Genomic DNA, 22,680 nt, shown 5'->3' on the forward strand with positions numbered 1-22,680 from the left:
AAAGGGAGGAATTTTAAGTGAAATCAAAAAGATTCGAGGTTTTGGCAAAACGTCCTGTAAATCAAGATGGACTTATTGGGGAGTGGCCAGAAGAGGGTTTAATAGCAATGGATAGTCCTACTGATCCTAAGCCTTCAATAAAAATTGAAAATGGAAAAATAGTAGAGTTAGATAATAAAAAAAGAGACGAGTTTGATATGATAGATACATTTATAGCTAATTATGCAATTAACTTAGAAAATGCAGAAGAGGCTATGAAATTAGATTCAGTAGAGATAGCAAAAAGACTTGTAGATATAAATGTTAGTCGTGATGAAATAGTTGCTATAACAACAGCTATAACACCAGCTAAAATAGTTGAGGTTGTTTCGCATATGAATGTTGTTGAAATGATGATGTCAATGCAAAAGATGAGAGCTAGAAAAACACCTTCTAATCAATGTCATGTTACAAATTTAAAAGATAATCCAGTTCAAATTGCAGCAGATGCAGCAGAAGCTGCAATAAGAGGGTTTTCAGAGCAAGAAACTACAGTTGCTATAGTTAGATATGCTCCATTTAATGCACTAGCATTATTAGTAGGTTCACAAGTTGGACGTGGAGGTATTTTAACTCAATGTTCAGTTGAAGAAGCTACAGAACTTGACCTTGGAATGAGAGGACTTACAAGTTATGCAGAAACTGTTTCAGTATATGGAACAGAAGCAGTATTTACAGATGGAGATGATACTCCATGGTCAAAGGCATTCTTAGCATCAGCTTATGCATCTAGAGGCCTTAAGATGAGATATACTTCAGGTACAGGTTCAGAAGCATTAATGGGATATTCAGAAGGAAAGTCAATGCTTTATCTAGAATCAAGATGTATATACATAACTAAAGGTGCTGGAGTTCAAGGACTTCAAAATGGTGCAGTTAGTTGTATAGGAATGACAGGATCTGTTCCATCAGGAATAAGAGCAGTATTAGCTGAAAACTTAATAGCAGCAATGCTTGATTTAGAAGTTGCATCAGCAAATGATCAAACTTTCTCACATTCAGATATAAGAAGAACAGCAAGAACATTAATGCAGATGTTACCAGGAACAGATTTTATATTCTCAGGATATAGTGCAGTTCCAAATTACGATAACATGTTTGCAGGTTCAAACTTTGATGCTGAAGATTTTGATGATTACAATGTTCTTCAAAGAGATTTAATGGTAGATGGTGGATTAAGACCAGTATCAGAAGAAGAAACTGTAGCAATTAGAAATAAAGCTGCAAAAGCAATACAAGCAGTATTCAAAGAATTAGGTTTCCCAGCTATAACTGATGAAGAAGTTGAAGCGGCAACTTATGCTCACGGAAGCAAAGATATGCCAGAAAGAAATATAGTTGAGGATTTAAAAGCAGCAGAAGAAATGCTTAAAAATAGAGTAACTGGATTAGACATAGTTAAAGCTTTAAGCGCTAATGGAATTGATGATGTTGCAAATAACATATTAAACATGCTTAAGCAAAGAGTAACTGGAGATTATCTGCAAACATCAGCTATATTAGATACCGAATTTAATGTGCTAAGTGCAGTTAATGATAAAAATGATTATATGGGACCTGGAACAGGTTATAGAATAAGCAAAGAAAGATGGGAAGAAATAAAGAACATCCCTAATGTAATAAAACCAGAAGATATTTAATGGAGGTGGGTAATATGGAAAATACAGCAAATAAATATGCTATAAAAGAGCTTGAGCTTACCGAAATAGGCGAAGCAAAAATTGGAAATAAGGCAGATGAAGTTGTTATAGGATTAGCACCAGCTTTTCTTAAATTTCAGAATAAAACATTAGTAGGTTTATCACATAGTAGCATATTAACAGAGATAATAGCTGGAATAGAAGAAGAAGGATTAAGTGCTCGTGTTGTTAGAGTAATAAGAACATCTGATGTTTCATTTATATCAAATGATGCAGCAAAATTAAGTGGTTCAGGAATAGGTATAGGAATCCAATCAAAAGGAACAACAGTTATTCACCAAAAGGATTTACTTCCTTTAAATAACTTAGAGTTATTTCCGCAAGCACCACTTTTAACACTAGATACTTATAGATTAATTGGGAAGAATGCAGCAAAATATGCTAAAAGAGAGTCGCCAACACCAGTTCCAACAAAGAACGATCAAATGGTTAGACCTAAATTTATGGCAATAGCTGCTTTATTCCACATAAAAGAAACTAAGCATGTAGTAGCTTACGCAAAACCTGTAGAAATCCAAGTTAAATTTTAATTTGTAAGGGAGAGTAATTTTTATGGAACAAAGAAAGATGAATCCACAAGATTATCCTTTAGCTACAAAAAGACCTGAGTGTATAAAGACACCAACAGGGAAAAAGCTAGAAGATATAACTTTAGAAAATGTATTAAATGGAGAAATTAAGCCAGAAGATGTTAGAATATCACCTGAAACTTTAGAGATGCAAGCTCAAATTGCTGAAGGTATGAATAGAGATGCTATAGCTAGAAACTTTAGACGTGCCGCAGAACTTATAAATGTTCCAGATGATAGAATTCTTGAAATATATAATGCATTAAGACCATATCGTTCAACTAGAGAAGAACTTTTGTTAATAGCAAAAGAATTTGAAGAAGTTTACAACGCGAAAGTTAATGCAGAGTTCATAAGAGAAGCTGTTGAGGTTTATGGGAAAAGAGAGAAATTAAGAACAGAGTAGTTTTTTGAACATGCACTAAGGAGGAAAATCAATGAAGATAATTGCAGGTGTAGACATTGGTAATGCTACAACGGAAGTAGCATTAGCAAAGGTTTTGAATGAAAAAGTAGAGTTTCTTTCAAGTGGCATAGTTAAAACAACAGGAGTAAAGGGCACAGAAGAAAACATAGAAGGAATATTTTCCTCTTTAAAACAGGCTTTGAAAAAGGCAGATTTGAAATTGGAAGATTTAGATCTAGTAAGAATAAATGAAGCAGCGCCAGTTATAGGTGATGTTGCTATGGAAACTATTACTGAAACTATAATAACAGAATCTACAATGATTGGACATAATCCATCTACTCCAGGTGGAGTAGGCACAGGTATTGGAAAAACTATATATATAGAAGACTTAGATAACTTAGAGGTAGATAAAATTGAAGAAAATCAGTTTATTCCTTTAATTTTAAGTAGAGTTAGCTTCTTAGAGGCTGTATATAGAATTAATGCTGCAACTCAAAGAGGAATAAATATAACAGCAGCCGTAGTTCAAAGAGATGATGGAGTTTTAATTAATAATAGATTAGAAAAGAAAATACCTATAGTTGATGAGGTAATGCTTTTAGAAAAAGTTCCAGTAGGAATGAAAGCAGCAGTAGAAGTTGCAGCTCAAGGTGAAGTTGTTGAAACTTTATCTAATCCATATGGGATAGCAACAGTTTTTAATTTAACATCAGAAGAAACAAAAATGATAGTGCCAATATCTAGAGCTTTAATAGGAAACAGATCTGCGGTAGTAATTAAAACTCCTAAAGGTGATGTTCAGGAGAAGAAAATACCAGCAGGCAGAATATGTATAACTGGTTTAAAAAGAAAAGAAGTTGTAGATGTAGAACATGGTGCAGAAAAAATAATGGATGCAGTTAATTTATGTGTTCCAATTCAAGATGTTAAAGGTGAATGTGGTACTAATGCAGGTGGAATGTTAGAAAGAGTAAGACAAGTTATGGCAAAGCTTACAAAACAAAAAATGTCTGATATAACAATCAAAGATTTATTAGCAGTTGATACGTTTATACCTCAAATGGTAAAAGGTGGAGTTGCAGCAGAGTTCTCAATGGAAAATGCAGTGGGAATAGCTGCAATGGTAAAAGCTGATAAACTTCAAATGCAGATGATTGCAAATAAGTTAGAAGAGGGATTAAATGTTCCTGTTGAAGTTGGTGGAGTGGAAGCTGATATGGCTATAAGAGGAGCGTTAACAACTCCAGGAAGTAGTGTTCCACTTGCAATTTTAGATATGGGAGCAGGATCTACAGACGCATCGATAATAAATAAACAAGGAGAAATTTCTTCAATTCATTTGGCTGGAGCAGGAAACATGGTAACTATGCTTATAAAGTCAGAACTAGGATTAGAAGATTTCAGCTTAGCGGAGGATATTAAAAAATATCCATTAGCAAAAGTAGAAAGTTTATTTCATATAAGACATGAAGATGGCAGTGTAGAATTTTTCCGAAAGCCATTAGATTCATCAGTGTTTGCCAAGGTTGTAATAATAAAAGATAAAATACTTGTTCCAATAGATGGACAAAATTCATTAGAGAAAATAAAAAATATAAGAAAATCTGCTAAGGAAAAGGTATTTGTAACTAATTGCCTAAGAGCATTAAGAATAGTATCACCTACAGGCAATATAAGAGATATTGAATTTGTTGTATTGGTAGGAGGATCTTCATTAGATTTCGAAGTTCCTCAATTAGTAACAAATGCTCTTGCTCAATATAGAGTAGTTGCAGGACGAGGAAACATAAGAAGCACAGAAGGGCCAAGAAATGCAGTAGCTACAGGACTTGTACTAGCTTTTAATGGAAATGGAGTAGATAAGTAATGATAATGAGAAATTTAAAATACGACATGCCAAGTATATGTTTGTATTATTCTTCAAAATTAGAAGACTTAACTAGAATCAATGAAATTTTATGGGGAATAGAAGAAGAAGGAATACCTTGCCAGGTATTCTGCAAAGAAGATTCTCTAAGATCAGAAGAACTAAGTCATGTGGCTTCTCAGAATTCAAGACTATCAGTTGGAATTGGTATTGATGAAAGTGTAAAGGTAACATTAACTTTAAATAAGCTAAACAAAGATGAGCCTTTGTTTACGGCTAGTTTAGATGATGAAGAAAAAGTTCTAAGAGCTTTAGGTGCTAATGCAGGACGATTAGTAAAAGGGATTGCCTTTAAGTAGAGTATAAGGAGTAATTATATTATGAAAATTTATACTAAAACTGGTGATAAAGGAACTACTGCTTTATATGGAGGCAGTAGGGTGAAGAAAGATAGTTTAAGGGTTGAGGCCTATGGAACTATAGATGAAGCTAATTCATTTATTGGTTTAGCTTATGCTGAAATTGAAGATAATGAAGAGCGAAAAGTACTTGAAGAAATACAAACAAAATTATTTGTATTAGGTGCAGAACTAGCTAGTGATGAAAAAGGATTTAAAAAGTTAAAAGAAATAATAACAGATGAAGATATAGAGAAAGTAGAAGTTTTAATAGATAAATATATGGAACTTGCAGGTCCTTTTAAAGGATTTGTTACTCCAGGAAAAAATAAAACATCTGCGGTATTACATGTAGCAAGAACTGTTATTAGAAGAGCTGAAAGAAGAATTAATACTCTTTGCACAGAAGAGTATGTACGAGAACAGGTTAAAATGTATGTAAATCGTCTATCTGACCTTTTATATGCTATTGCAAGATATGAAGAAGAAAAATAATTTAGGGGGATAAAATTATGAAGAAGTTAAATGAAATAAAACAATTAAGTTTAGAAATAGTTAAGGAAATGGCTAAAGCAGCTGAAGAAAAAGCAGCTAGCATAAATGTACCAGTAATTTTTGCAGCAGTAGATGCTGGGGCAAACTTAATGTTAGTGCATAGAATGGAAGATGCTTTCATAACAAGCGTTGATATAGCAATAAACAAAGCTTATACAGCAGCATGTTTAAAGCAAGGAAGCCATGAAATAGCGGGATGCGTTCAACCAGGACAAAGCCTTTATGGGCTTCAACTTACAAATAACTGCAGAATAGTTCCATTTGGTGGAGGTCTACCAATAATAATTGATGGTCAAGTTGTAGGAGCAGTTGGAGTAAGTGGTGGAACTGTAGAAGAAGATATGAGCATAGCTCAAGCAGCAGTAGATGCTTTTAATAGGTAATAATTTTAATTTACATATTAGAAATTAAATAAATAAACAAAAAATAGGAGGAATTAACAATGAGAATGTATGATTATTTAGTACCAAGTGTTAACTTTATGGGCGCTGGATGCGTAAAATTAGTTGGAGAAAGATGTGAAATATTAGGTGGTAAAAAAGCTCTAATAGTAACAGATAAATTTTTAAGAAGTATGGAAGGCGGAGCAGTTGAATTAACTGTTAAGTCATTAACAGAATCAGGAATAGAAGTTGCATATTATGATGGAGTAGAACCAAATCCAAAAGATACTAATGTTGCTGATGGATTAAAAGTATACCAAACTGAAAATTGTGACATGATAGTTACAGTTGGAGGAGGAAGCTCACATGATTGTGGTAAAGGTATTGGTATTGCAGCAACTCATGAAGGAGATCTTTATGAATATGCTGGAATAGAAACTTTAACAGTTGCACTTCCACCAATAGTTGCAGTTAATACTACAGCTGGAACAGCAAGTGAAATTACAAGACATTGTGTTATAACTAACACTAAAACAAAAGTTAAATATGTTATAGTTAGCTGGAGAAACTTACCTTTAGTTTCATTCAACGATCCAATGTTAATGGTTAAAAAACCTGCTGGTTTAACAGCTGCTACAGGAATGGATGCTTTAACTCACGCTATTGAAGCATATGTATCAATAGATGCAAACCCTGTAACAGATGCCGCTGCTATTCAAGCTATAAAATTAATATCAAATAACTTAAGACAAGCTGTTGCTTTTGGTGAAAACTTAGTAGCAAGAGAAAATATGGCATATGGTTCATTCTTAGCAGGTATGGCATTCAACAATGCTAACTTAGGATATGTTCATGCTATGGCTCACCAATTAGGTGGATTATACGATATGCCTCATGGAGTAGCTAATGCTATGCTTCTTCCACATGTTGAGAGATATAACTTAATATCAAACCCTGCTAAATTTGCTGATATAGCTGAGTTCATGGGAGAAAACATAGCTGGGTTATCAGTTATGGAAGCTGCTGAAAAATCTATTGATGCTATGTTTAAACTTTCAAAAGAAATCGGAATTCCTTCAAGCTTAAAAGAAATGGGAATTAAAGAAGAAGATTTCGCATACATGGCTAAAATGGCATTAAAAGATGGAAATTCTTTCAGTAATCCAAGAAAAGGAAATGAAAAGGAAATAATGCAAATATTCAAAGCTGCGTTCTAATATTAGGACTAGTTGGATAAATTAACATATTATAAAATATAGGAACTCCTTTGTTTTAAAGGGGTTCCTTACTTGAAATTAGGTATCTGAAAAAAATAATAAACTAGGGTGAAAAATAAACATTGCACTTTGATTTATTATTTTTTCAGGTGCCTTATAAAATGAAGGATGGTAAAGACTTATGAGTATGACAACGATTTTAGCAGAATTATTTGGAACTTTAATATTAGTACTATTAGGCGATGCAGTAGTTGCAAACGTAATACTTAACAAAACTAAAGGGAATAGCTCAGGTTGGATAGTTATTGCATCAGGATGGGCATTTGCTGTAGCGGTTCCAGTTTACATGTTTGGAAGCGTTAGTGGAGCACACTTTAACCCAGCAGTTACATTGGCGCTTGCAGTTGTTGGAAAATTTCCATGGGCAAATGTACCAATGTATTTAGTAGCTCAATTTGTTGGAGCATTTTTAGGAGCCGGACTAGTTCTTATTTCTTATTATAATCATTTTGAAGAAACAGAAGACAAAGCTACAAAACTAGGTGTGTTTTGTACATCTCCAGAAATAAGGAATCCAAAATTTAATTTTGCAACTGAATTTATAGGGACTTTTATATTTGTTTTTGCAATGCTTGGAATAACTGCACATCCTTTTGTTGAGGGAGTTCAACCCTTCGTAATAGGTGTATTAGTATGGGCTATAGGATTATCTTTAGGGGGGCCTACAGGTTATGCTATTAACCCAGCAAGAGACCTTGGACCAAGACTTATGCATTATTTATTACCTGTACCAAATAAAGGTGGTTCAGATTGGGGTTATGCATGGATACCAGTAGTAGCACCAATACTTGGAGCAATATTAGGGGCTTTACTATATGTAAGTATATTTTAATATTAGAAATTGTAGAATAAGTAATAAGTCAAAGAGCCTTAGTCTTGTTTGTACTAGATAAGGATAATGACTTATTATCTATAATTAAGGAATAAGGTTTGGGGAGCTAGAAATAGTTATTCAAGCCTTGTTTTTTTGATGTATTAATTTAAATGACTATTCTCGAAAATTTGAGGACAGTTATAATTGATACCATGTAAATGAAGGGAAATTTGAAAAAAGATAAATAACATTATATAAAGATATTGATAAAAATAAAAAGCACCGATATTACAACTTGTATAAGTTAATAATATCAGTGCTTCTTATTTTGTTTGGTGCCGGCAGTGGGAATTGAACCCACACGGTTTCCCGCATGATTTTGAGTCATGTGCGTCTGCCAGTTCCGCCATGTCGGCATAACATGTTCCTGTGAATATATAATAACATATTTTAAGATTAATTTCAAGTGATAAAAAAATATCAATATAAAAGTAAAAAAAACATAATAAATTGTTGTTACAGTAGAAAAGTTCTGATATTATAAGAGTAGGGGCAATTTAACCCAGTGGGTTTAAATTTGGCCCAGTTATAATGTCTACATATCAAACTTTTAGTAGTTAAAGTAGACAAGCTTATAACTATTTCATAATTAGGGAGGATCAGTTTATGATGTATTCAAGAGAAGTTGAAGAAATGTGTGTTGTAGCTAAGGGACCTAACCATGGTTCAGCACCTATTCCTGTAGAAGGAAGATGGGTTCAATCTAAAGAAGTAACAGATATTTCAGGATTAACTCATGGTGTGGGTTGGTGTGCGCCACAACAAGGAGCATGTAAGCTTACTTTAAATGTTAAGGACGGAATAATAGAAGAGGCGTTAATAGAAACTATTGGATGTTCAGGAATGACTCATTCAGCAGCTATGGCTTCAGAAATATTACCAGGAAAAACTATACTAGAAGCATTAAACACAGATTTAGTTTGTGATGCAATAAACACAGCTATGAGAGAGTTATTCCTACAAATAGTATACGGAAGAACTCAAACTGCTTTCTCAGAAGATGGATTACCAATAGGAGCTGGACTTGAAGATTTAGGTAAAGGCCTAAGATCACAAGTTGGTACTATGTACGGAACAGTTGCTAAGGGACCAAGATACTTAGAAATGGCTGAAGGATATATTACAGAAACAGCTTTAGATGCTGATGGAGAAATCATTGGTTATAAATTTGTTCACTTAGGTAAGATGATGGAATTCGTTGCTAAGGGAATGGAAGCTAATGAAGCTTTAGTAAAGGCTACTGGCCAATACGGAAGATTCGATGAAGCAGTTAGAGTTATAGATCCAAGACACAACTAATATATTATAAGGAGGACTAGAAACATGGCATTATTTGAAAGTTATGAAAGAAGAATCAACCAAATCACTCCAGTATTACAACAATACGGAATGGAAACATTAGAAGATGCAAAGGCTGTATGTGACGAAAAGGGTATCGACGTTTACGAAATCGTTAAGTCAACTCAACCAATCGCATTTGAAAACGCTATGTGGGCTTACACTTTAGGTGCTGCCATTGCAATTAAGAAAGGTTGCGTAAAAGCTGCTGATGCTGCTGCTGCACTTGGAGAAGGATTACAAGCTTTCTGTATCCCAGGTTCAGTTGCTGATGATAGATTAGTAGGTATTGGACATGGTAACTTAGGAGCTATGCTTTTAAGAGAAGAAACTGAATGTTTCGCATTCTTAGCTGGTCACGAATCATTCGCGGCTGCTGAAGGTGCTATAAAAATAGCTGAAAAAGCTAATAAAGTAAGAAAATCTCCATTAAGAGTTATATTAAATGGTCTTGGAAAAGATGCTGCATTTATAATCTCAAGAATTAATGGATTCACTTATGTTGAAACTAAGTTTGACTATAAAACTGGTCACTTAAACATCGTAAGAGAAAAAGCTTACTCAAACGGACCAAGAGGATCAGTTAAATGTTACGGATCTGATGACGTTAGAGAAGGGGTTGCTATAATGCACCATGAGGGCGTTGATGTATCAATCACTGGTAACTCAACAAACCCAACAAGATTCCAACATCCAGTTGCTGGAACTTACAAAAAAGAAATGGTTAATCTAGGAAAGAAATACTTCTCAGTTGCATCAGGTGGTGGAACAGGAAGAACTCTTCATCCAGATAACATGGGTTCAGGCCCTGCTTCATACGGTATGACAGATACAATGGGAAGAATGCATTCAGATGCACAATTCGCAGGATCATCATCAGTTCCAGCTCACGTTGAAATGATGGGTCTTATCGGAATGGGAAATAACCCAATGGTTGGTGCTACAGTTGCTGTTGCAGTTGCTATAGAAGAAGCTTGTAAATAATAATAAGTTAATTACTTTTACTAGTATTTAATTTATATGTAAAGCCTTGTACTTAGGGGGAATCCTTTGTACAAGGCTTTTTTCTTCTTAGAAAGGTGATTATTATTAAATTCGAAGGAATCTTTAGGGTTATTGAAAAAGAAATGGTTATTTAAATATTAAACTAAATAGGGGCAATAGATGAGTATATTGTTGTTGTGAATGAAGTGCAATATGACACAATAGCCACTTTCTTTATTTTACATGAATTAAAATGATTTCAACACGAGGAGTGTTTTCTGATATTTTTTAAAATACAAACAATAATAATTTAAATTATAAGAGTTAAAGTAATGAAAAAACAGTAGAAAAGAGGATTGCAAATGAAAAAAAATAAATTTTATTTATTATCTATATTGTTAGTTATAATTACAATATCTTATTTCTACAATTCTATAGAAAATAATTCTTTCGTAGCAGATTTTATATCTATTATTGAACAAATTATTATCTTTATTATTTTGTTGTATACTTATAAAAAAGCGGAGCGTTTTAGGAATAATTGGCTTATGCTTTCTATAGCATGTTTTAGTTGGTTAATTTCAGATTGTTTATGGATATATAACACTTATGTGTTTTTGGTTAATCCTGTTAAGATCGATTTATTTTTATATTTATACTTAATTCCTAATATATGTATTCTAAGTGCTATGTTCATATATTTTATTAAACAGAGGGATAGATGGAATTTAGTTCAATTATTTTTAGATGTATTTACAACCGTAGTTATTATTATATATATTGCATGGAAGGTGTTTTTTTACAGATATGTGGATTTTATCACTGGAAGTTCAACTGAAATTGTTATAAATATATTATATAATGTAACAGACTTAATATCTATAGTGATGGCTATAGTAGTTCTTATTTCTTCAGTAAATTTAAGAAAATCTCAAACTTTAAAGATAATAGTATTAGGTATCTTAGTATTTACTCTAGGAGACTTAATATATTCATATCAATCTCTAAATAATCTATACGTTGAAAATAATATATCTGATTTTACCTATATATTTTCTTTAGCAATTTTTTCTTATGCTGGATTATATGAATTATATAAACCTACTACACATAGAAAAGAAGATATAAGGTTAGGTGTTTATGAAAATACAAGAAATGATAAATTGTCATTAGCGTTATTTATAGTTCCATTTTTATTGAGGGCTTTTAACTTGTTTAACATAAAAGATACAATATTCGTAGCAGTGGTAATACTAGTTCACTACATAATTACAATATATATTGACATTTTTTATAAAAATGTATTATTAATTAAAAAACAAAATCAGCAGAATGAATCACTTGAAAAGATTGTTTTAGAAAAGACTAAGGAGTTAAGAAAATCAAATGAAAATTTAAATATTTTGGCAAAAGAAGATTATCTTACTAATCTATCAAATAGAAGATTTTTTATTAGCGAGTTGGATAGAGTAATTGAAGAATCATGTATTGATGAAAAAATTGTAATATTCTTTATTGATTTAGATCGGTTTAAATCAATAAATGATTCATATGGTCATGAAATGGGTGATTTAGTTTTAATTGAGGTATCAAAACGAATAAAGAATATTTTTAAAGAGGATTCTATTGTTGCAAGACTTGGAGGAGATGAGTTTGTCATAGCTGTGTCTAATTTAACGTCTCAAGAAGAAATAGTCTCTTTAGCAGAACAAGCAGTTAATATATTTAACGAATTAATAATTTTAAATCCCTATGAATTTAGAATTACCTTAAGCATGGGAATATCAGTTTATCCTAGGGATGGAGAGGATAGAATTACCTTAATGAAAAATTGTGATATTGCTATGTATAGAGCTAAGGAAACGGGATATAATAAATATAAGTTTTATAATAAAGACATGAGTCTTGAGTTAATGAAGAAACTAAATTTAGAATTAATGTTGAAAAATGCTGTTTATAATAAGGAATTTGAATTGTATTATCAACCACAAATAGATATAAAAAATAATAACTTAGTTGGAGCAGAGGCTTTAATTAGATGGAATACCCCTGATGGCAAAATGGTTTTCCCAAATGAATTTATTCCCATAGCTGAGGAAATTGGGGTTGTTGTTCCTCTAGGTCAGTGGGTATTAGAAAATGCTTTAAAACAAATAAAAGTTTGGAATGAAAAGTATGGGCTTGAGCTTTCAGTTGGTATAAACATATCACCAAAACAATTTGATAGTTTAAATTTTGTTGATAATGTTAAAAGTACTATTAATAGATTAGGAGTATCGACAAAGTGGATAGATATTGAAATTACAGAAGCTTGTGCTATGAATAATGAAATGGAAACAGATAAAAAGATAATGGAATTTAATAACTTTGGTGTGGAAATATCTATTGATGATTTTGGTACAGGTTATTCCTCTTTTGGGTATTTAAAAAGATTTCCTGTAGATAAACTTAAAATTGATAAACATTTAATAGATAAAATTGAAGTAGAACATAATGAATTTCATATTGTAAAAGCTATTATTGTAATGTCAAAGGCTTTAGGGATAAAAGTAATTGCTGAAGGAGTTGAAACTAAAGAACAGTTAGAAAAGCTTAAAGAGTTAGAATGTGATCAAGTACAAGGCTACTATTATAGCAAACCCATAAAAGCTGTAGATTTTGAAAAATATATAGAAGAGAGCATAAGTAACAAAATGAATAATAGTGAGAAAACTTCTTCAAAGGAATATATTAATTTTTGATATTTATGACGTTAAAAAGTTAATAAAAGGGATGCCATAAATTAGGGCATCCCTTAAAGTGTTATTCAAGTTATATAAATGTGGCAACTGAAAAATATCAGGATGAAGATAGTGATTTATTTAAATTTTGACTAGTTCTTTAAGTATAGTAATGTCTTTTATTAGAATTATTTTATTTTCAAAGATTTCGATTATATTTTGGCTTTGGAAATAAGATAATTTTCGACTAACAGTTTCTCTAGTTACTCCTATGAAATTTGCCATGTCCTCACGGGTTAAGGGAAGAGTAATCTCAATTCCTATATCTGTTTTAATACCAAAGGTACTAGAAAGATTTATAAGAAGTGAAGCAAGTCTCACTTCAACGTCTTTAGTTGTAAGTGTTTGAACTAAATTTTCCAGTGAGGCTATTCTGTCATGAGCATATTCTAAAATTTTTATGCTGATTTCAGGATTGGTTTTAATAAGTATATCAAAATCATCTTTATGTATAATACACATATTTGTGGATTCAAGAGCCATTGCATTAAATTTAAAGATATCATTTTTTAGTAAGTTTAAATCACCTAAAAACTCTCCCTCTTTTAAGATATAAAGGATTTGCTCTTTCCCATCTTTAGTATATGTATAAATTTTAATACTTCCATTGTTTATAATAAACAATTTATCAAATAGTTCTCCTTCGGAAAATATAATATCACCTTTTTCAAAGGATTTTTTTGTAATTAAATTTACTACTTTATTAAGGTCATTATCTGAGAGAGACGCAAATAAAGAAACCTTTTTAGCGCAATATTTATGATTACAAGGACAGCAATTATTGCATAAGTTCATATTACACCTCCATAATTTTGTATAATAAAATTATACAATAATTATAATTAAAGTATAGATTAAAACAAAGTATTAATATTATTATAAATATTAATAAACACAGGAGGATAAATAATATGGCTAATATAGAGAATTTAGAAAGGCAACATGTAGAAATAAAGGATTTATTTTTAAAAATCAAGCAAGGTATTAACTCAAACGACATAAAAGTAAATTTAGATGTCTTAGTAAGAAATATAAATACACTTGCAGGTAAATTAAATATCCACATGAATTCAGAGGATAAATTTTTATATCCAGCATTAATTGAAAGTAAAGATCAACAATTAAAAGAAATTGCTAAACAATACAGTGAGGAAATGGGTCATATTCATGTACAATTTAATAACTATAAAAATAAATTTAATACAAGGAGTAAAATTTTAAGTGATACAGACGGATTTTTAAAAGAAAGTAAGGAGATAATAAAATTATTGGAAAATCGAATTTCTAAAGAAGATATGTATTTATATCCTAAAATGAAATCTGTGTAATAGATAGATGAGATTATAGCTCATTAGTGCATAAAAATTTATAAGGAGTGGTTATTATGATTAATAATTTTAATATATCAGATAAAATAGGAGATATTGTTACTATTTTTCCAGGAGCAAGCAATTTATTCTTAGAGTATAGAATAGATTTTTGTTGCGGAGGAAATAGACCATTAACGGAAGCTATAAAAGAGAAAAATATGGATGAAAATAAAATATTGACTTTGTTAAATCAGAAATATAAAGAATTTCAAGAAAAAAATGAAGAATTTACAGATTGGGCAAAGGAAAAACCAAGTAAGCTTATAGATTATATTGTAGGTACACATCATGCATATTTAAAAGAAGAACTACCTAAAATAAGTGAACTTATATTTAAAATATTAAAAGTACATGGTAAAAATCACGAAGAACTTTTTAAGATTCATAAACTATTTAATACTTTAAGAACAGAACTTGAAGCACATTTAATAAAAGAAGAAGAATTTATATTTCCAATTATAAAAGAATATGAAGTAGAAAAAAATAACCAAAATAAACAAAAGGTGTTAAATCTTTTAAATGAGTTAGAAAAAGAACATACTGGGGCAGGCGATATAATTAAAGAGTTAAGGGAAATAACAGAACATTATAATATGCCAGAGGGTGCTTGTAAAACTTTTGAATTAACCTATAAAAAATTAATGGAGTTGGAACAAGATACATTTCAGCATATCCATCTTGAAAATAATATCTTATTCAAAAATATATAATAGTAGTGACATTTTTAAGACCAGTTATACAGTTACTTAGGGTGGAAAAGTAGAATGGGAACTAAGAATTCCTATTTAGTTAGAGATGGAAAAACTGTATTTATAGATACAGTAGGGCTACCATTTGCATATAAATAAGTTGATTTAAAACAGGAATACTTTCGGTTAAGTATTTCTGTTTTTCTTAGAATATACAGAATAAGGAGTAAAGGATGGATAGATATAAAGATAACAGGGAGTTTTTAAAAGCAAATTTTCAAGTGTTAGATAAAATTCAAACGGATAGTCAGAAGGGTCTGCCATTCCCTCTATTTAAGAATTATATTGTTTAAATCTATTTACATAGGTATAATATTACTATAGAAAAAAGAAAAATAATTGATTTTAACATTAGGAGGAAAAATTATGATTAAATTTGAAGGAGACTTTGAAATTCTTGAAAAAGCAATGGTTATTCAAATAGCAAATGAAATAGGGGAAATAGATGAGGATATTGCTGTTGTGAATGAAGTGCAATATATGTTTTCAAAAGAAGGAAAAGATATTGTGGTAAAGAAGATAAATAAAATATTATAGAAAATAAAGTTCTAAACATAAATCTAATATAAGACTTTAAAAAGTCTTTTTAAAGTCAATCATTGCTTATTAGTAAAGTAGTCTCGTACTTAGGAAATAACCTAGGTACAAGGCTTTTTTTATTTCACTAATAAATTATCTTTATCAGATAAATATTTTAATAAAAAAAAATCAAGCCAATATAAAATTATAATAATGTGATATAATAATTTAAAAGGAAATACGATTACATTAAATAAAATAGTTAATTAGGAGGAGAAGATTAAAATGATAAATTTCAATTTTGAAAACTATACAAAACTTATATTTGGTAAGGATAAAGAATTAACTGTTGGACAAGAGGTTAAGAAATTTTCAAACAAAATACTTATGCATTATGGTGGAGGAAGTATAAAAAATAGTGGGCTATATGAAAAAATAGTTACTTCTTTAAAGGAAGCTAATGTAGAATTTATTGAGCTTTCAGGGGTTAAACCTAACCCTCGGTTATCATTAGTAAGAGAAGGAATTAAACTGGTAAGAGAAAATAAAATAGATTTTATTTTAGCAGTAGGTGGCGGAAGTGTAATAGATTCTGCAAAGGCTATATCTCTTGGAGCAAATTATGATGGAGATGTATGGGACTTATTTGAAAAAGGAAAAAACTTTGAAGGTTCATGTGTACCTTTAGGGGTAGTTTTAACTATACCAGCAGCTGGAAGTGAAACAAGTGGTGGAACTGTTATAACTAATGAAGATGGTGGATATAAAAGATCAACAGGAGATAGAACTATGAGACCACAATTTGCAATAATGAACCCTGAATTAACATATACATTACCAGATTATCAAACAGCTTGTGGAGCTTGTGATATGTTTGCTCATATTTTAGAAAGATATTTTACAAATGTAGAAAATGTAGGCTTAACAGATAGACTTTGTGAAGGCGCTATGAAAAATATAATTGAAAATGCTAAGAAGGTATTAGAAAATGGAAATGATTATGCAGCAAGAGCTGAAATAATGTTATCGGGAACTATTGCTCATAATGATTCTTTAAGTATGGGTAGAATTGGAGATTGGGCAAGCCATGATATAGAACATGAGTTAAGTGGAATATATGATATAGCTCATGGTGCAGGCCTTGCTATAATATTCCCAGCTTGGATGAAATATGTTTATAAGCATGATATAAATAGATTTGCTCAATTTGCAAATAGAGTTTTTGATGTAGAAATAGATCTAAAAGATTTAGAAGGAACTGCATTAAAAGGAATAGAAGCTTTAAAGAATTTCTTTAAAGAAATAGGATTACCAGTTACTTTAGAAGATGCTAATATTTCAGATGATAGATTAGAAGAAATGGCAGAAAAAAGAACTGAAAATGGTACAGTTGGAAACTTTGTTAAGTTAAACAAAGAAGATGTACTTAATATTTATAAATTAGCTATTAAATAATAAGGATACAGTACTATGAAACCCACCACAATACAGAAATGTATTGTGGTGGGTTTTTGTGGTTAAAATAAAATAAGAAACTTTTAAAAAATGACTCTAATCACATTTTTTTAATATCTTTAAAAGTATAATAAAATCATAAGTTAAAAGAGAACAAATAATAAAAAGTATTTAAAACAAATTTGTAAAGCTATAGTGCTTATAAATTTTGATTACTGAGGAGGAAATTATAATATGTTTAATTATATAAAAGATGAAAATAGAGGTTTTAAAAATTTAATAAATGGAGAGTGGATTGATGGTATAAGTTCTAACCTTATAGATGTAAATTCACCACTAGATAATTCATTATTAGGTAGAGTTCCAGCTATGACAAAGGAAGATGTAGATTTAGTAATGAAAACTGCTAAAGAGGCTCAAAAGAAGTGGAATAGCGTAACAATAAGTAAAAGAGCGGAAATATTATATAAGGCAGCAGAGCTTTTATTAGAAAATATAGATGAATTAGCAGAAGTTATGATGATGGAAATTGCGAAAGATAGGAAAAGTTGTAAATCAGAAATATCAAGAACAGCAGATTTTATAAAGTTTACAGCGGATACTGCTAAAAACTTAACTGGTGAAAGTATTCCAGGGGATAGCTTCCCAGGGTTTAAGAATAATAAAATATCAATTGTAAAAAGAGAACCGTTAGGAGTTGTACTTGCTATATCACCATTTAATTATCCTATAAATTTAGCAGCTTCTAAAATAGCACCAGCATTAATGGCAGGAAACTCAGTTGTGTTAAAACCTTCAACACAAGGAAGTTTAAGTGGATTACACTTAGCAAGAATTTTTCAACAAGCAGGAGTTCCAAGTGGAGTATTAAATACAATTACAGGAAGAAGTAGTGAAATTGGAGATTATATTACTACTCATAAAGGAATAAATTTTATAAACTTTACAGGTAGTACAGAAGTAGGGAAAAGAATTTCTAAAATTACTAGTATGGTGCCACTTTTAATGGAGTTAGGTGGTAAGGATGCGGCTATAGTTTTAGAGGATGCTGATTTAGAATTAACTGCAAATAATATTATAGCTGGTGCATATTCATATTCAGGACAAAGATGTACAGCGGTAAAGAGAGTTTTAGTAGTAGATAAATTGGCAGATGAATTAGTAAAGAAATTAAAAGAAAAAATAGAGAAGATTACTGTAGGAAATCCATTAGTAAAGGATGCGGATGTTGTACCACTTATTAGCTCTAAAGCAGCAGATTTTGTTTGTGAGTTAATAGAAGATGCAAGGGAAAAGGGAGCAGATTTAGTTATAGGAGGAAATAGAGAAGGTAACTTAATTTACCCAACACTTTTTGATAATGTAACAACAGATATGAGACTTGCATGGGAGGAACCTTTTGGACCAGTACTTCCAATTATAAGAGTTAAGGATATGGATGAAGCTATAGAAATAGCTAATAGATCAGAATATGGACTTCAAAGTTCAATATTTACAGAAAATATTGATAATGCATTTTATGTAGCAGATAAATTAGAGGTGGGAACAGTTCAAGTAAATAATAAAACTGAAAGAGGTCCAGATCATTTTCCATTCTTAGGAGTAAAATCATCAGGTATGGGAACTCAAGGAATAAGATATTCAATTGAATCTATGTCTAGACCTAAGGCTACTGTAATAAATTTAAGAGAAAGATAAATATTATAGCTTAAATGAATAGAAGATGAAGAACTCCCTTGCAGAGGATGTATAGTTATAAACTACTAATACATACTTTTATAAGGGGGTATTTTTATTTGTAATAAAATAATTTAAAATGAAAGAATTTTATTAGGAAAGCTAAATATCATTGAAATCATAAATAATGAGTTGTATTATTGAATGAAGAATATTAGTATTAAATATTAATACAGATTAATTTAAGGTATTTAAAAAAGTAGACTAGTAAATTGGTCTATTATTTTTTGGCAAGAACCTAAAGTTGTGAAGATTCTAATTTAAGGAGGAAGATATTTTGGAAAATAATTATTGTGGTGAAAGATGTTCAACTAGATTATATGCTCAAGAAATACCAATATTTGATTCGCTTTCCTCTGATGAACTAAATAGAGTAGTAGAGATAAGTCAAGATATGTGTCTAAAAAAAGGAGAAACTTTATTTTTAGAAGGAGATTTAGTTTCTAAACTTTTTATAATAAGTGATGGTATAGTGAAAATAACTAAAAATACAGGAGAAGGTAAAGAACAAATAATTAATGTATTAACGGTTGGAGACTTTTTTGGAGAAAGTAATATATTAGGTAATACAATTGAAAGTAATGTATCTGCAATAACTGTTAAAGATACTCAACTATGTACTATTTCTCGAAAAGATTTAGAAGGTATTTTATATGATAACCCATCAATATGTTTAAAACTTCTAGCTGAATTAAGTAAAAGGTTAGTAGAAGTAGAAAATCTAACTAAAAGTTTATCTAGTAATGATCCAGAAGCAAGAATTGGTTGTATGCTTTTAGAATTTGCAGATAAATATGGAAAAGGAAGCAATGGCAAAATAGAAATAGATTTACCGCTAAATAGAGAAGGAATGGCTAATTATTGTGGTATAGCAAGAGAAACATTAAGTAGAAAGCTAACATATTTAGAGAGAGAAGGAATATTAGAGATTATAGGAACAAAGAAGATTGTAATTAAAAATGTAGAATCATTAGAATTATTAATGATATAAGGGAGCTGTTTTAAATGGATAATTATAATTTTATAAATGACTTGTTTAATAAAATAAATGAAGAAAATAAAAATATATCACCAGCTAATATTATGTTAATTGGAAAAACTGGTGTTGGTAAAAGTACATTGATAAATAATATATTTAGGGAAAACTTAGCTGAAACTGGAATAGGAAAACCAGTTACAAAACATTTGAAGAAAATCACTAAGGAAGGAGTTCCTATAAACTTATATGATAGCAGGGGATTAGAATTAAACCCTCTAGTTCAGAAAAGTGTAAGAGCTGATATTAATGCAGAAATAGATAGAATACATAAAAGTCGTGATATTAATTCTGAAAATCTAATACATATTGTATGGTACTGTATTAATGCAGCTTCAAATAGAATAGAGGAATTTGAAATTGAATGGATAAAGGAGTTATCAGGGAAAATACCAGTAATTATAGTATTAACTCAAAATTTTAGTGATAATGCAAAGGAATTAGAAAAATATATTGATAATATGAATTTAAATATAAGAGGTATACAAAGAATATTAGCTGAACCTATAAAATTTGGAACTATAGAATTACCAAGGAATGGACTAGAAGAGCTAGTAGAAAAGACCTATCAGGTTTTGCCGCAAGGAATAAGACGGGCTTTTAATAATGCCCAGAAGGTAGACTTAAAAAAGAAAGTAGACGAAGCTACAAAATGGGCATTAGGATATATAGGTACTTCATTTGGTATAGGATTTTCACCTATTCCATTTTCAGATTCTGCTATATTAATTCCAGGACAGGTTGGAATGTTAGCACATATAACTACGATTTTTGGTGTTAAAGTGGATAAAGATTTGCTTGTAGCAGTATCATCAGGTGTTGGAGGAATTGCAGGGGCAACGATAGCGGGTAAGACTTTAGTTGCAAATATAATAAAGTTTATACCAGGAGCGGGTACAATAATTGGGGGAGTAATAAGTGGCGGTACAGCAAGCGTATTAACTACTGCATTGGCATTTTCATATATAGAAGTTATGAAAAGAGTAGCAGGAAATCAATATGAAGGCAAAGTAACAAAAAATGAAGAGATATCAGAAATGATGTATAATGAATTGAAAAAACATTTCAAAAATAGAAAATAATTCAAAAAATTAACTGCAATAAATGTATAACTAAACTGGTACCTATAGAATGGACAGTTAGAAAAAAAGTGCTAAACATTTATTTAACTGACTCTATTTTATAGGGTCTTTTTTTATTGTAAAATATTTTAAAGGAGGATTGTAGTTATGGGAAGAATCTATTTTACAGATGAACAATTGAAAGATTTATCAGTAAATCCATTTGTAAAAAAAGCTAGTAATAAAGCTATTACTTATACAGATGAATTTAAGGAGTATTATGTTTCTGAATATAATACCGGGAAAATGCCATTAGAAATACTACGGAATGCAGGATTTGATGTTAAGGCTTTAGGAAAACAGAGAGTTGATAATTTATCGCGCCGATTTCTAAGTATGGGAAAACGACAAGAAGGTTTTAGTGACTTAAGGAAGGAAACCTCTGGACGATTAGCTACAAAACATTTGACACCTGATGAACAAATTACACGTCTCAAACATCAAGTTAGATATCTAAAACAAGAAAATGAGTTTCTAAAAAAAATGAATTTTATAAATCGGGAGGCGCAATGGAAGTTCAAGCTAAAACAGAAGAAAAATTCAAAATAATTCAGCAAATGCTTTCACGGAATAATAATTTATTAAATATTAGTTGGCTCTGTGAATATGCAGGGGTATCTAGATCAGGTTATTATAATTGGTTATCTTCTAAAGATCATAGAAATAAAAAAGAGGAAGAAGATAGAAAAGATTTTGAGATTATATTAGCTGCTTATCAGTTTCGTGGATATGACAAAGGTAAACGTGGTATTTACATGAGGCTTCTAAATACTGGGGTACGTATGAACATCAAGAAAATAAGTAGATTGATGAAAAAATTTAATTTAACATGTCCTATTAGAAAAGCAAACCCGTACCGCCGAATGGCAAAGGCCCTAAAAACTAATAATGTTGCTGAAAATTTATTAAATAGAGAATTCACTAACTATGGGGCAAGAATGGTCTTATTAACAGACATTACATATATATCTTATGCCAATAGTCAAAGAGCATATCTTTCAACTATTCTGGATGCTTATACAAAGCAAATTCTAGCATATGTTCTAAGTGAATCTCTAGAAATAGATTTTGTATTAGAAACTGTACATATACTTATTCGTGAACATGGCATTTCTCTGACAAGCGAAACTCTAATTCACTCAGATCAAGGTTGCCATTATACTAGCGTTAAATTTCAAGAGATTATATCAAAGCAAGAAATTAGACAATCGATGTCTCGAAGAGGTAATTGTTGGGACAATGCCCCACAAGAATCCTTCTTCGGACATATGAAAGATGAAATTCACCTTGGAAAATGCAACACATTTAATCTACTGAAACAAGAAACTGATAATTATATTGATTATTACAATAACAATAGATATCAATGGAATTTGGCCAAGCTATCACCAAATAAATACTACGAATATCTAGAAACCGGTGAATATCCGATTAAAATCTAGCTAAACTAATTTTATATATTAATATAATTTAAAGCACTGGTAAATACCTACAAACGGTATAATACCAGTGCTTTCTTG

The 22,680-nt window shown here is 30.6% G+C and carries 22 protein-coding genes and 1 tRNA gene; 21 read left to right on the plus strand and 2 right to left on the minus strand.

Annotated features, from left to right (window positions below; genetic code table 11):
* Nucleotides 1-17 precede the first annotated feature (17 nt).
* The 9 genes from J1C67_RS12780 (at nucleotide 18) to J1C67_RS12820 (ending at nucleotide 8,029) form a co-directional block, all read left to right on the plus strand.
* On the plus strand, nucleotides 18-1,679 hold the full coding sequence (locus tag J1C67_RS12780; RefSeq protein ID WP_167867493.1) for a propanediol/glycerol family dehydratase large subunit: 1,662 nt from the start codon (nucleotides 18-20) through the stop codon (nucleotides 1,677-1,679).
* A 14-nt stretch (nucleotides 1,680-1,693) separates the two neighbouring features.
* Entirely contained in the window at nucleotides 1,694-2,269 is a 576-nt protein-coding gene (locus J1C67_RS12785) for a propanediol/glycerol family dehydratase medium subunit (RefSeq protein WP_167867494.1), read from the plus strand.
* A gap of 22 nt (nucleotides 2,270-2,291) precedes the next feature.
* Nucleotides 2,292-2,714: a diol dehydratase small subunit gene (locus tag J1C67_RS12790; RefSeq protein WP_167867495.1), complete on the plus strand. Its 423-nt coding sequence runs from the start codon at nucleotides 2,292-2,294 to the stop codon at nucleotides 2,712-2,714.
* Between the two features lie 31 nt (nucleotides 2,715-2,745).
* The gene (locus tag J1C67_RS12795) at nucleotides 2,746-4,584 is read left to right on the plus strand and encodes a diol dehydratase reactivase subunit alpha (RefSeq protein WP_167867496.1); all 1,839 of its coding nucleotides are present in this window, start codon (nucleotides 2,746-2,748) and stop codon (nucleotides 4,582-4,584) included.
* A complete protein-coding gene (locus J1C67_RS12800; RefSeq protein WP_167867497.1) occupies nucleotides 4,584-4,943 on the plus strand; it encodes a glycerol dehydratase reactivase beta/small subunit family protein in 360 nt (119 codons plus the stop codon). The genes J1C67_RS12795 and J1C67_RS12800 overlap by 1 nt, the downstream gene beginning before the upstream one ends.
* Before the next feature lie 21 nt (nucleotides 4,944-4,964).
* Entirely contained in the window at nucleotides 4,965-5,477 is a 513-nt protein-coding gene (locus tag J1C67_RS12805; protein ID WP_167867498.1) for a cob(I)yrinic acid a,c-diamide adenosyltransferase, read from the plus strand.
* A 17-nt stretch (nucleotides 5,478-5,494) separates the two neighbouring features.
* Nucleotides 5,495-5,920, plus strand: a complete 426-nt coding sequence (locus J1C67_RS12810; RefSeq protein WP_167867499.1) for a GlcG/HbpS family heme-binding protein — start codon at nucleotides 5,495-5,497, stop codon at nucleotides 5,918-5,920.
* A gap of 59 nt (nucleotides 5,921-5,979) precedes the next feature.
* Nucleotides 5,980-7,137: an iron-containing alcohol dehydrogenase gene (locus tag J1C67_RS12815; protein WP_167867500.1), complete on the plus strand. Its 1,158-nt coding sequence runs from the start codon at nucleotides 5,980-5,982 to the stop codon at nucleotides 7,135-7,137.
* A 187-nt stretch (nucleotides 7,138-7,324) separates the two neighbouring features.
* Nucleotides 7,325-8,029, plus strand: coding sequence for an MIP/aquaporin family protein (locus J1C67_RS12820; RefSeq protein WP_167867512.1), 705 nt, complete (start codon nucleotides 7,325-7,327; stop codon nucleotides 8,027-8,029).
* A gap of 315 nt (nucleotides 8,030-8,344) precedes the next feature.
* Here the strand turns inward: J1C67_RS12820 and J1C67_RS12825 are convergent.
* Nucleotides 8,345-8,427: transfer RNA gene (locus tag J1C67_RS12825), tRNA-Leu, on the minus strand.
* Between the two features lie 250 nt (nucleotides 8,428-8,677).
* On the opposite strand from J1C67_RS12825, the gene J1C67_RS12830 reads away from it, so the two are divergent.
* From J1C67_RS12830 to J1C67_RS12840, 3 genes are all read left to right on the plus strand, one after another.
* Entirely contained in the window at nucleotides 8,678-9,370 is a 693-nt protein-coding gene (locus tag J1C67_RS12830) for an iron-sulfur cluster assembly scaffold protein (RefSeq protein WP_089965278.1), read from the plus strand.
* Between the two features lie 24 nt (nucleotides 9,371-9,394).
* A complete protein-coding gene (locus tag J1C67_RS12835) occupies nucleotides 9,395-10,393 on the plus strand; it encodes a GGGtGRT protein (protein ID WP_167867501.1) in 999 nt (332 codons plus the stop codon).
* A gap of 362 nt (nucleotides 10,394-10,755) precedes the next feature.
* The gene (locus tag J1C67_RS12840; protein WP_167867502.1) at nucleotides 10,756-13,134 is read left to right on the plus strand and encodes a putative bifunctional diguanylate cyclase/phosphodiesterase; all 2,379 of its coding nucleotides are present in this window, start codon (nucleotides 10,756-10,758) and stop codon (nucleotides 13,132-13,134) included.
* Nucleotides 13,135-13,254: 120 nt separating this feature from the next.
* Here J1C67_RS12840 and J1C67_RS12845 read toward each other — a convergent pair whose 3' ends face one another.
* Nucleotides 13,255-13,968, minus strand: a complete 714-nt coding sequence (locus J1C67_RS12845) for a Crp/Fnr family transcriptional regulator (protein ID WP_167867503.1) — start codon at nucleotides 13,966-13,968, stop codon at nucleotides 13,255-13,257.
* 116 nt (nucleotides 13,969-14,084) lie between these two features.
* Between J1C67_RS12845 and J1C67_RS12850 the strand changes: the two genes are divergently transcribed.
* The 9 genes from J1C67_RS12850 to J1C67_RS12890 all read left to right on the plus strand — a co-directional run bounded on the left by J1C67_RS12850 (nucleotide 14,085) and on the right by J1C67_RS12890 (nucleotide 22,602).
* Nucleotides 14,085-14,501 carry a hemerythrin domain-containing protein gene (locus tag J1C67_RS12850; RefSeq protein WP_167867504.1) on the plus strand — a complete coding sequence of 139 codons (417 nt, stop codon included), beginning with the start codon at nucleotides 14,085-14,087 and terminating at the stop codon, nucleotides 14,499-14,501.
* A 56-nt stretch (nucleotides 14,502-14,557) separates the two neighbouring features.
* Nucleotides 14,558-15,253, plus strand: a complete 696-nt coding sequence (ric, locus tag J1C67_RS12855; protein ID WP_167867505.1) for an iron-sulfur cluster repair di-iron protein — start codon at nucleotides 14,558-14,560, stop codon at nucleotides 15,251-15,253.
* A 405-nt stretch (nucleotides 15,254-15,658) separates the two neighbouring features.
* Complete coding sequence (locus J1C67_RS12860) at nucleotides 15,659-15,829, plus strand: hypothetical protein (protein ID WP_167867506.1); 171 nt, start codon at nucleotides 15,659-15,661, stop codon at nucleotides 15,827-15,829.
* Between the two features lie 267 nt (nucleotides 15,830-16,096).
* Nucleotides 16,097-17,266, plus strand: coding sequence for an iron-containing alcohol dehydrogenase (locus J1C67_RS12865; protein WP_167867507.1), 1,170 nt, complete (start codon nucleotides 16,097-16,099; stop codon nucleotides 17,264-17,266).
* A 234-nt stretch (nucleotides 17,267-17,500) separates the two neighbouring features.
* A complete protein-coding gene (locus J1C67_RS12870) occupies nucleotides 17,501-18,964 on the plus strand; it encodes an NADP-dependent glyceraldehyde-3-phosphate dehydrogenase (RefSeq protein ID WP_167867508.1) in 1,464 nt (487 codons plus the stop codon).
* Nucleotides 18,965-19,280: 316 nt separating this feature from the next.
* Nucleotides 19,281-19,994, plus strand: coding sequence for a Crp/Fnr family transcriptional regulator (locus J1C67_RS12875; RefSeq protein ID WP_167867509.1), 714 nt, complete (start codon nucleotides 19,281-19,283; stop codon nucleotides 19,992-19,994).
* Between the two features lie 14 nt (nucleotides 19,995-20,008).
* Entirely contained in the window at nucleotides 20,009-21,121 is a 1,113-nt protein-coding gene (locus tag J1C67_RS12880; RefSeq protein ID WP_167867510.1) for a GTPase, read from the plus strand.
* A 147-nt stretch (nucleotides 21,122-21,268) separates the two neighbouring features.
* On the plus strand, nucleotides 21,269-21,709 hold the full coding sequence (locus J1C67_RS12885) for an HTH domain-containing protein (RefSeq protein WP_167867717.1): 441 nt from the start codon (nucleotides 21,269-21,271) through the stop codon (nucleotides 21,707-21,709).
* Entirely contained in the window at nucleotides 21,670-22,602 is a 933-nt protein-coding gene (locus tag J1C67_RS12890) for an IS3 family transposase (RefSeq protein WP_207253499.1), read from the plus strand. Before J1C67_RS12885 ends, J1C67_RS12890 begins: the two co-directional genes overlap by 40 nt.
* The last annotated feature ends 78 nt before the right edge of the window (nucleotides 22,603-22,680 follow it).

It is taken from the genome of Clostridium gasigenes (genome assembly GCF_017348895.1).
Taxonomy (GTDB): Bacteria; Bacillota; Clostridia; order Clostridiales; family Clostridiaceae; genus Clostridium; species Clostridium gasigenes.

What these genes read in the sequence shown, in the direction of transcription:
- J1C67_RS12785 (WP_167867494.1), top strand. Translation starts at nt 1,694, where the DNA reads ATGGAAAATACAGCAAATAAATATGCTATAAAAGAGCTTGAGCTTACC.
- J1C67_RS12790 (WP_167867495.1), top strand. Translation starts at nt 2,292, where the DNA reads ATGGAACAAAGAAAGATGAATCCACAAGATTATCCTTTAGCTACAAAA.
- J1C67_RS12795 (WP_167867496.1), top strand. Translation starts at nt 2,746, where the DNA reads ATGAAGATAATTGCAGGTGTAGACATTGGTAATGCTACAACGGAAGTA.
- J1C67_RS12800 (WP_167867497.1), top strand. Translation starts at nt 4,584, where the DNA reads ATGATAATGAGAAATTTAAAATACGACATGCCAAGTATATGTTTGTAT.
- J1C67_RS12805 (WP_167867498.1), top strand. Translation starts at nt 4,965, where the DNA reads ATGAAAATTTATACTAAAACTGGTGATAAAGGAACTACTGCTTTATAT.
- J1C67_RS12810 (WP_167867499.1), top strand. Translation starts at nt 5,495, where the DNA reads ATGAAGAAGTTAAATGAAATAAAACAATTAAGTTTAGAAATAGTTAAG.
- J1C67_RS12815 (WP_167867500.1), top strand. Translation starts at nt 5,980, where the DNA reads ATGAGAATGTATGATTATTTAGTACCAAGTGTTAACTTTATGGGCGCT.
- J1C67_RS12820 (WP_167867512.1), top strand. Translation starts at nt 7,325, where the DNA reads ATGACAACGATTTTAGCAGAATTATTTGGAACTTTAATATTAGTACTA.
- J1C67_RS12830 (WP_089965278.1), top strand. Translation starts at nt 8,678, where the DNA reads ATGATGTATTCAAGAGAAGTTGAAGAAATGTGTGTTGTAGCTAAGGGA.
- J1C67_RS12835 (WP_167867501.1), top strand. Translation starts at nt 9,395, where the DNA reads ATGGCATTATTTGAAAGTTATGAAAGAAGAATCAACCAAATCACTCCA.
- J1C67_RS12840 (WP_167867502.1), top strand. Translation starts at nt 10,756, where the DNA reads ATGAAAAAAAATAAATTTTATTTATTATCTATATTGTTAGTTATAATT.
- J1C67_RS12845 (WP_167867503.1), bottom strand. Translation starts at nt 13,968, where the DNA reads ATGAACTTATGCAATAATTGCTGTCCTTGTAATCATAAATATTGCGCT.
- J1C67_RS12850 (WP_167867504.1), top strand. Translation starts at nt 14,085, where the DNA reads ATGGCTAATATAGAGAATTTAGAAAGGCAACATGTAGAAATAAAGGAT.
- ric (WP_167867505.1), top strand. Translation starts at nt 14,558, where the DNA reads ATGATTAATAATTTTAATATATCAGATAAAATAGGAGATATTGTTACT.
- J1C67_RS12860 (WP_167867506.1), top strand. Translation starts at nt 15,659, where the DNA reads ATGATTAAATTTGAAGGAGACTTTGAAATTCTTGAAAAAGCAATGGTT.
- J1C67_RS12865 (WP_167867507.1), top strand. Translation starts at nt 16,097, where the DNA reads ATGATAAATTTCAATTTTGAAAACTATACAAAACTTATATTTGGTAAG.
- J1C67_RS12870 (WP_167867508.1), top strand. Translation starts at nt 17,501, where the DNA reads ATGTTTAATTATATAAAAGATGAAAATAGAGGTTTTAAAAATTTAATA.
- J1C67_RS12880 (WP_167867510.1), top strand. Translation starts at nt 20,009, where the DNA reads ATGGATAATTATAATTTTATAAATGACTTGTTTAATAAAATAAATGAA.
- J1C67_RS12885 (WP_167867717.1), top strand. Translation starts at nt 21,269, where the DNA reads ATGGGAAGAATCTATTTTACAGATGAACAATTGAAAGATTTATCAGTA.
- J1C67_RS12890 (WP_207253499.1), top strand. Translation starts at nt 21,670, where the DNA reads ATGGAAGTTCAAGCTAAAACAGAAGAAAAATTCAAAATAATTCAGCAA.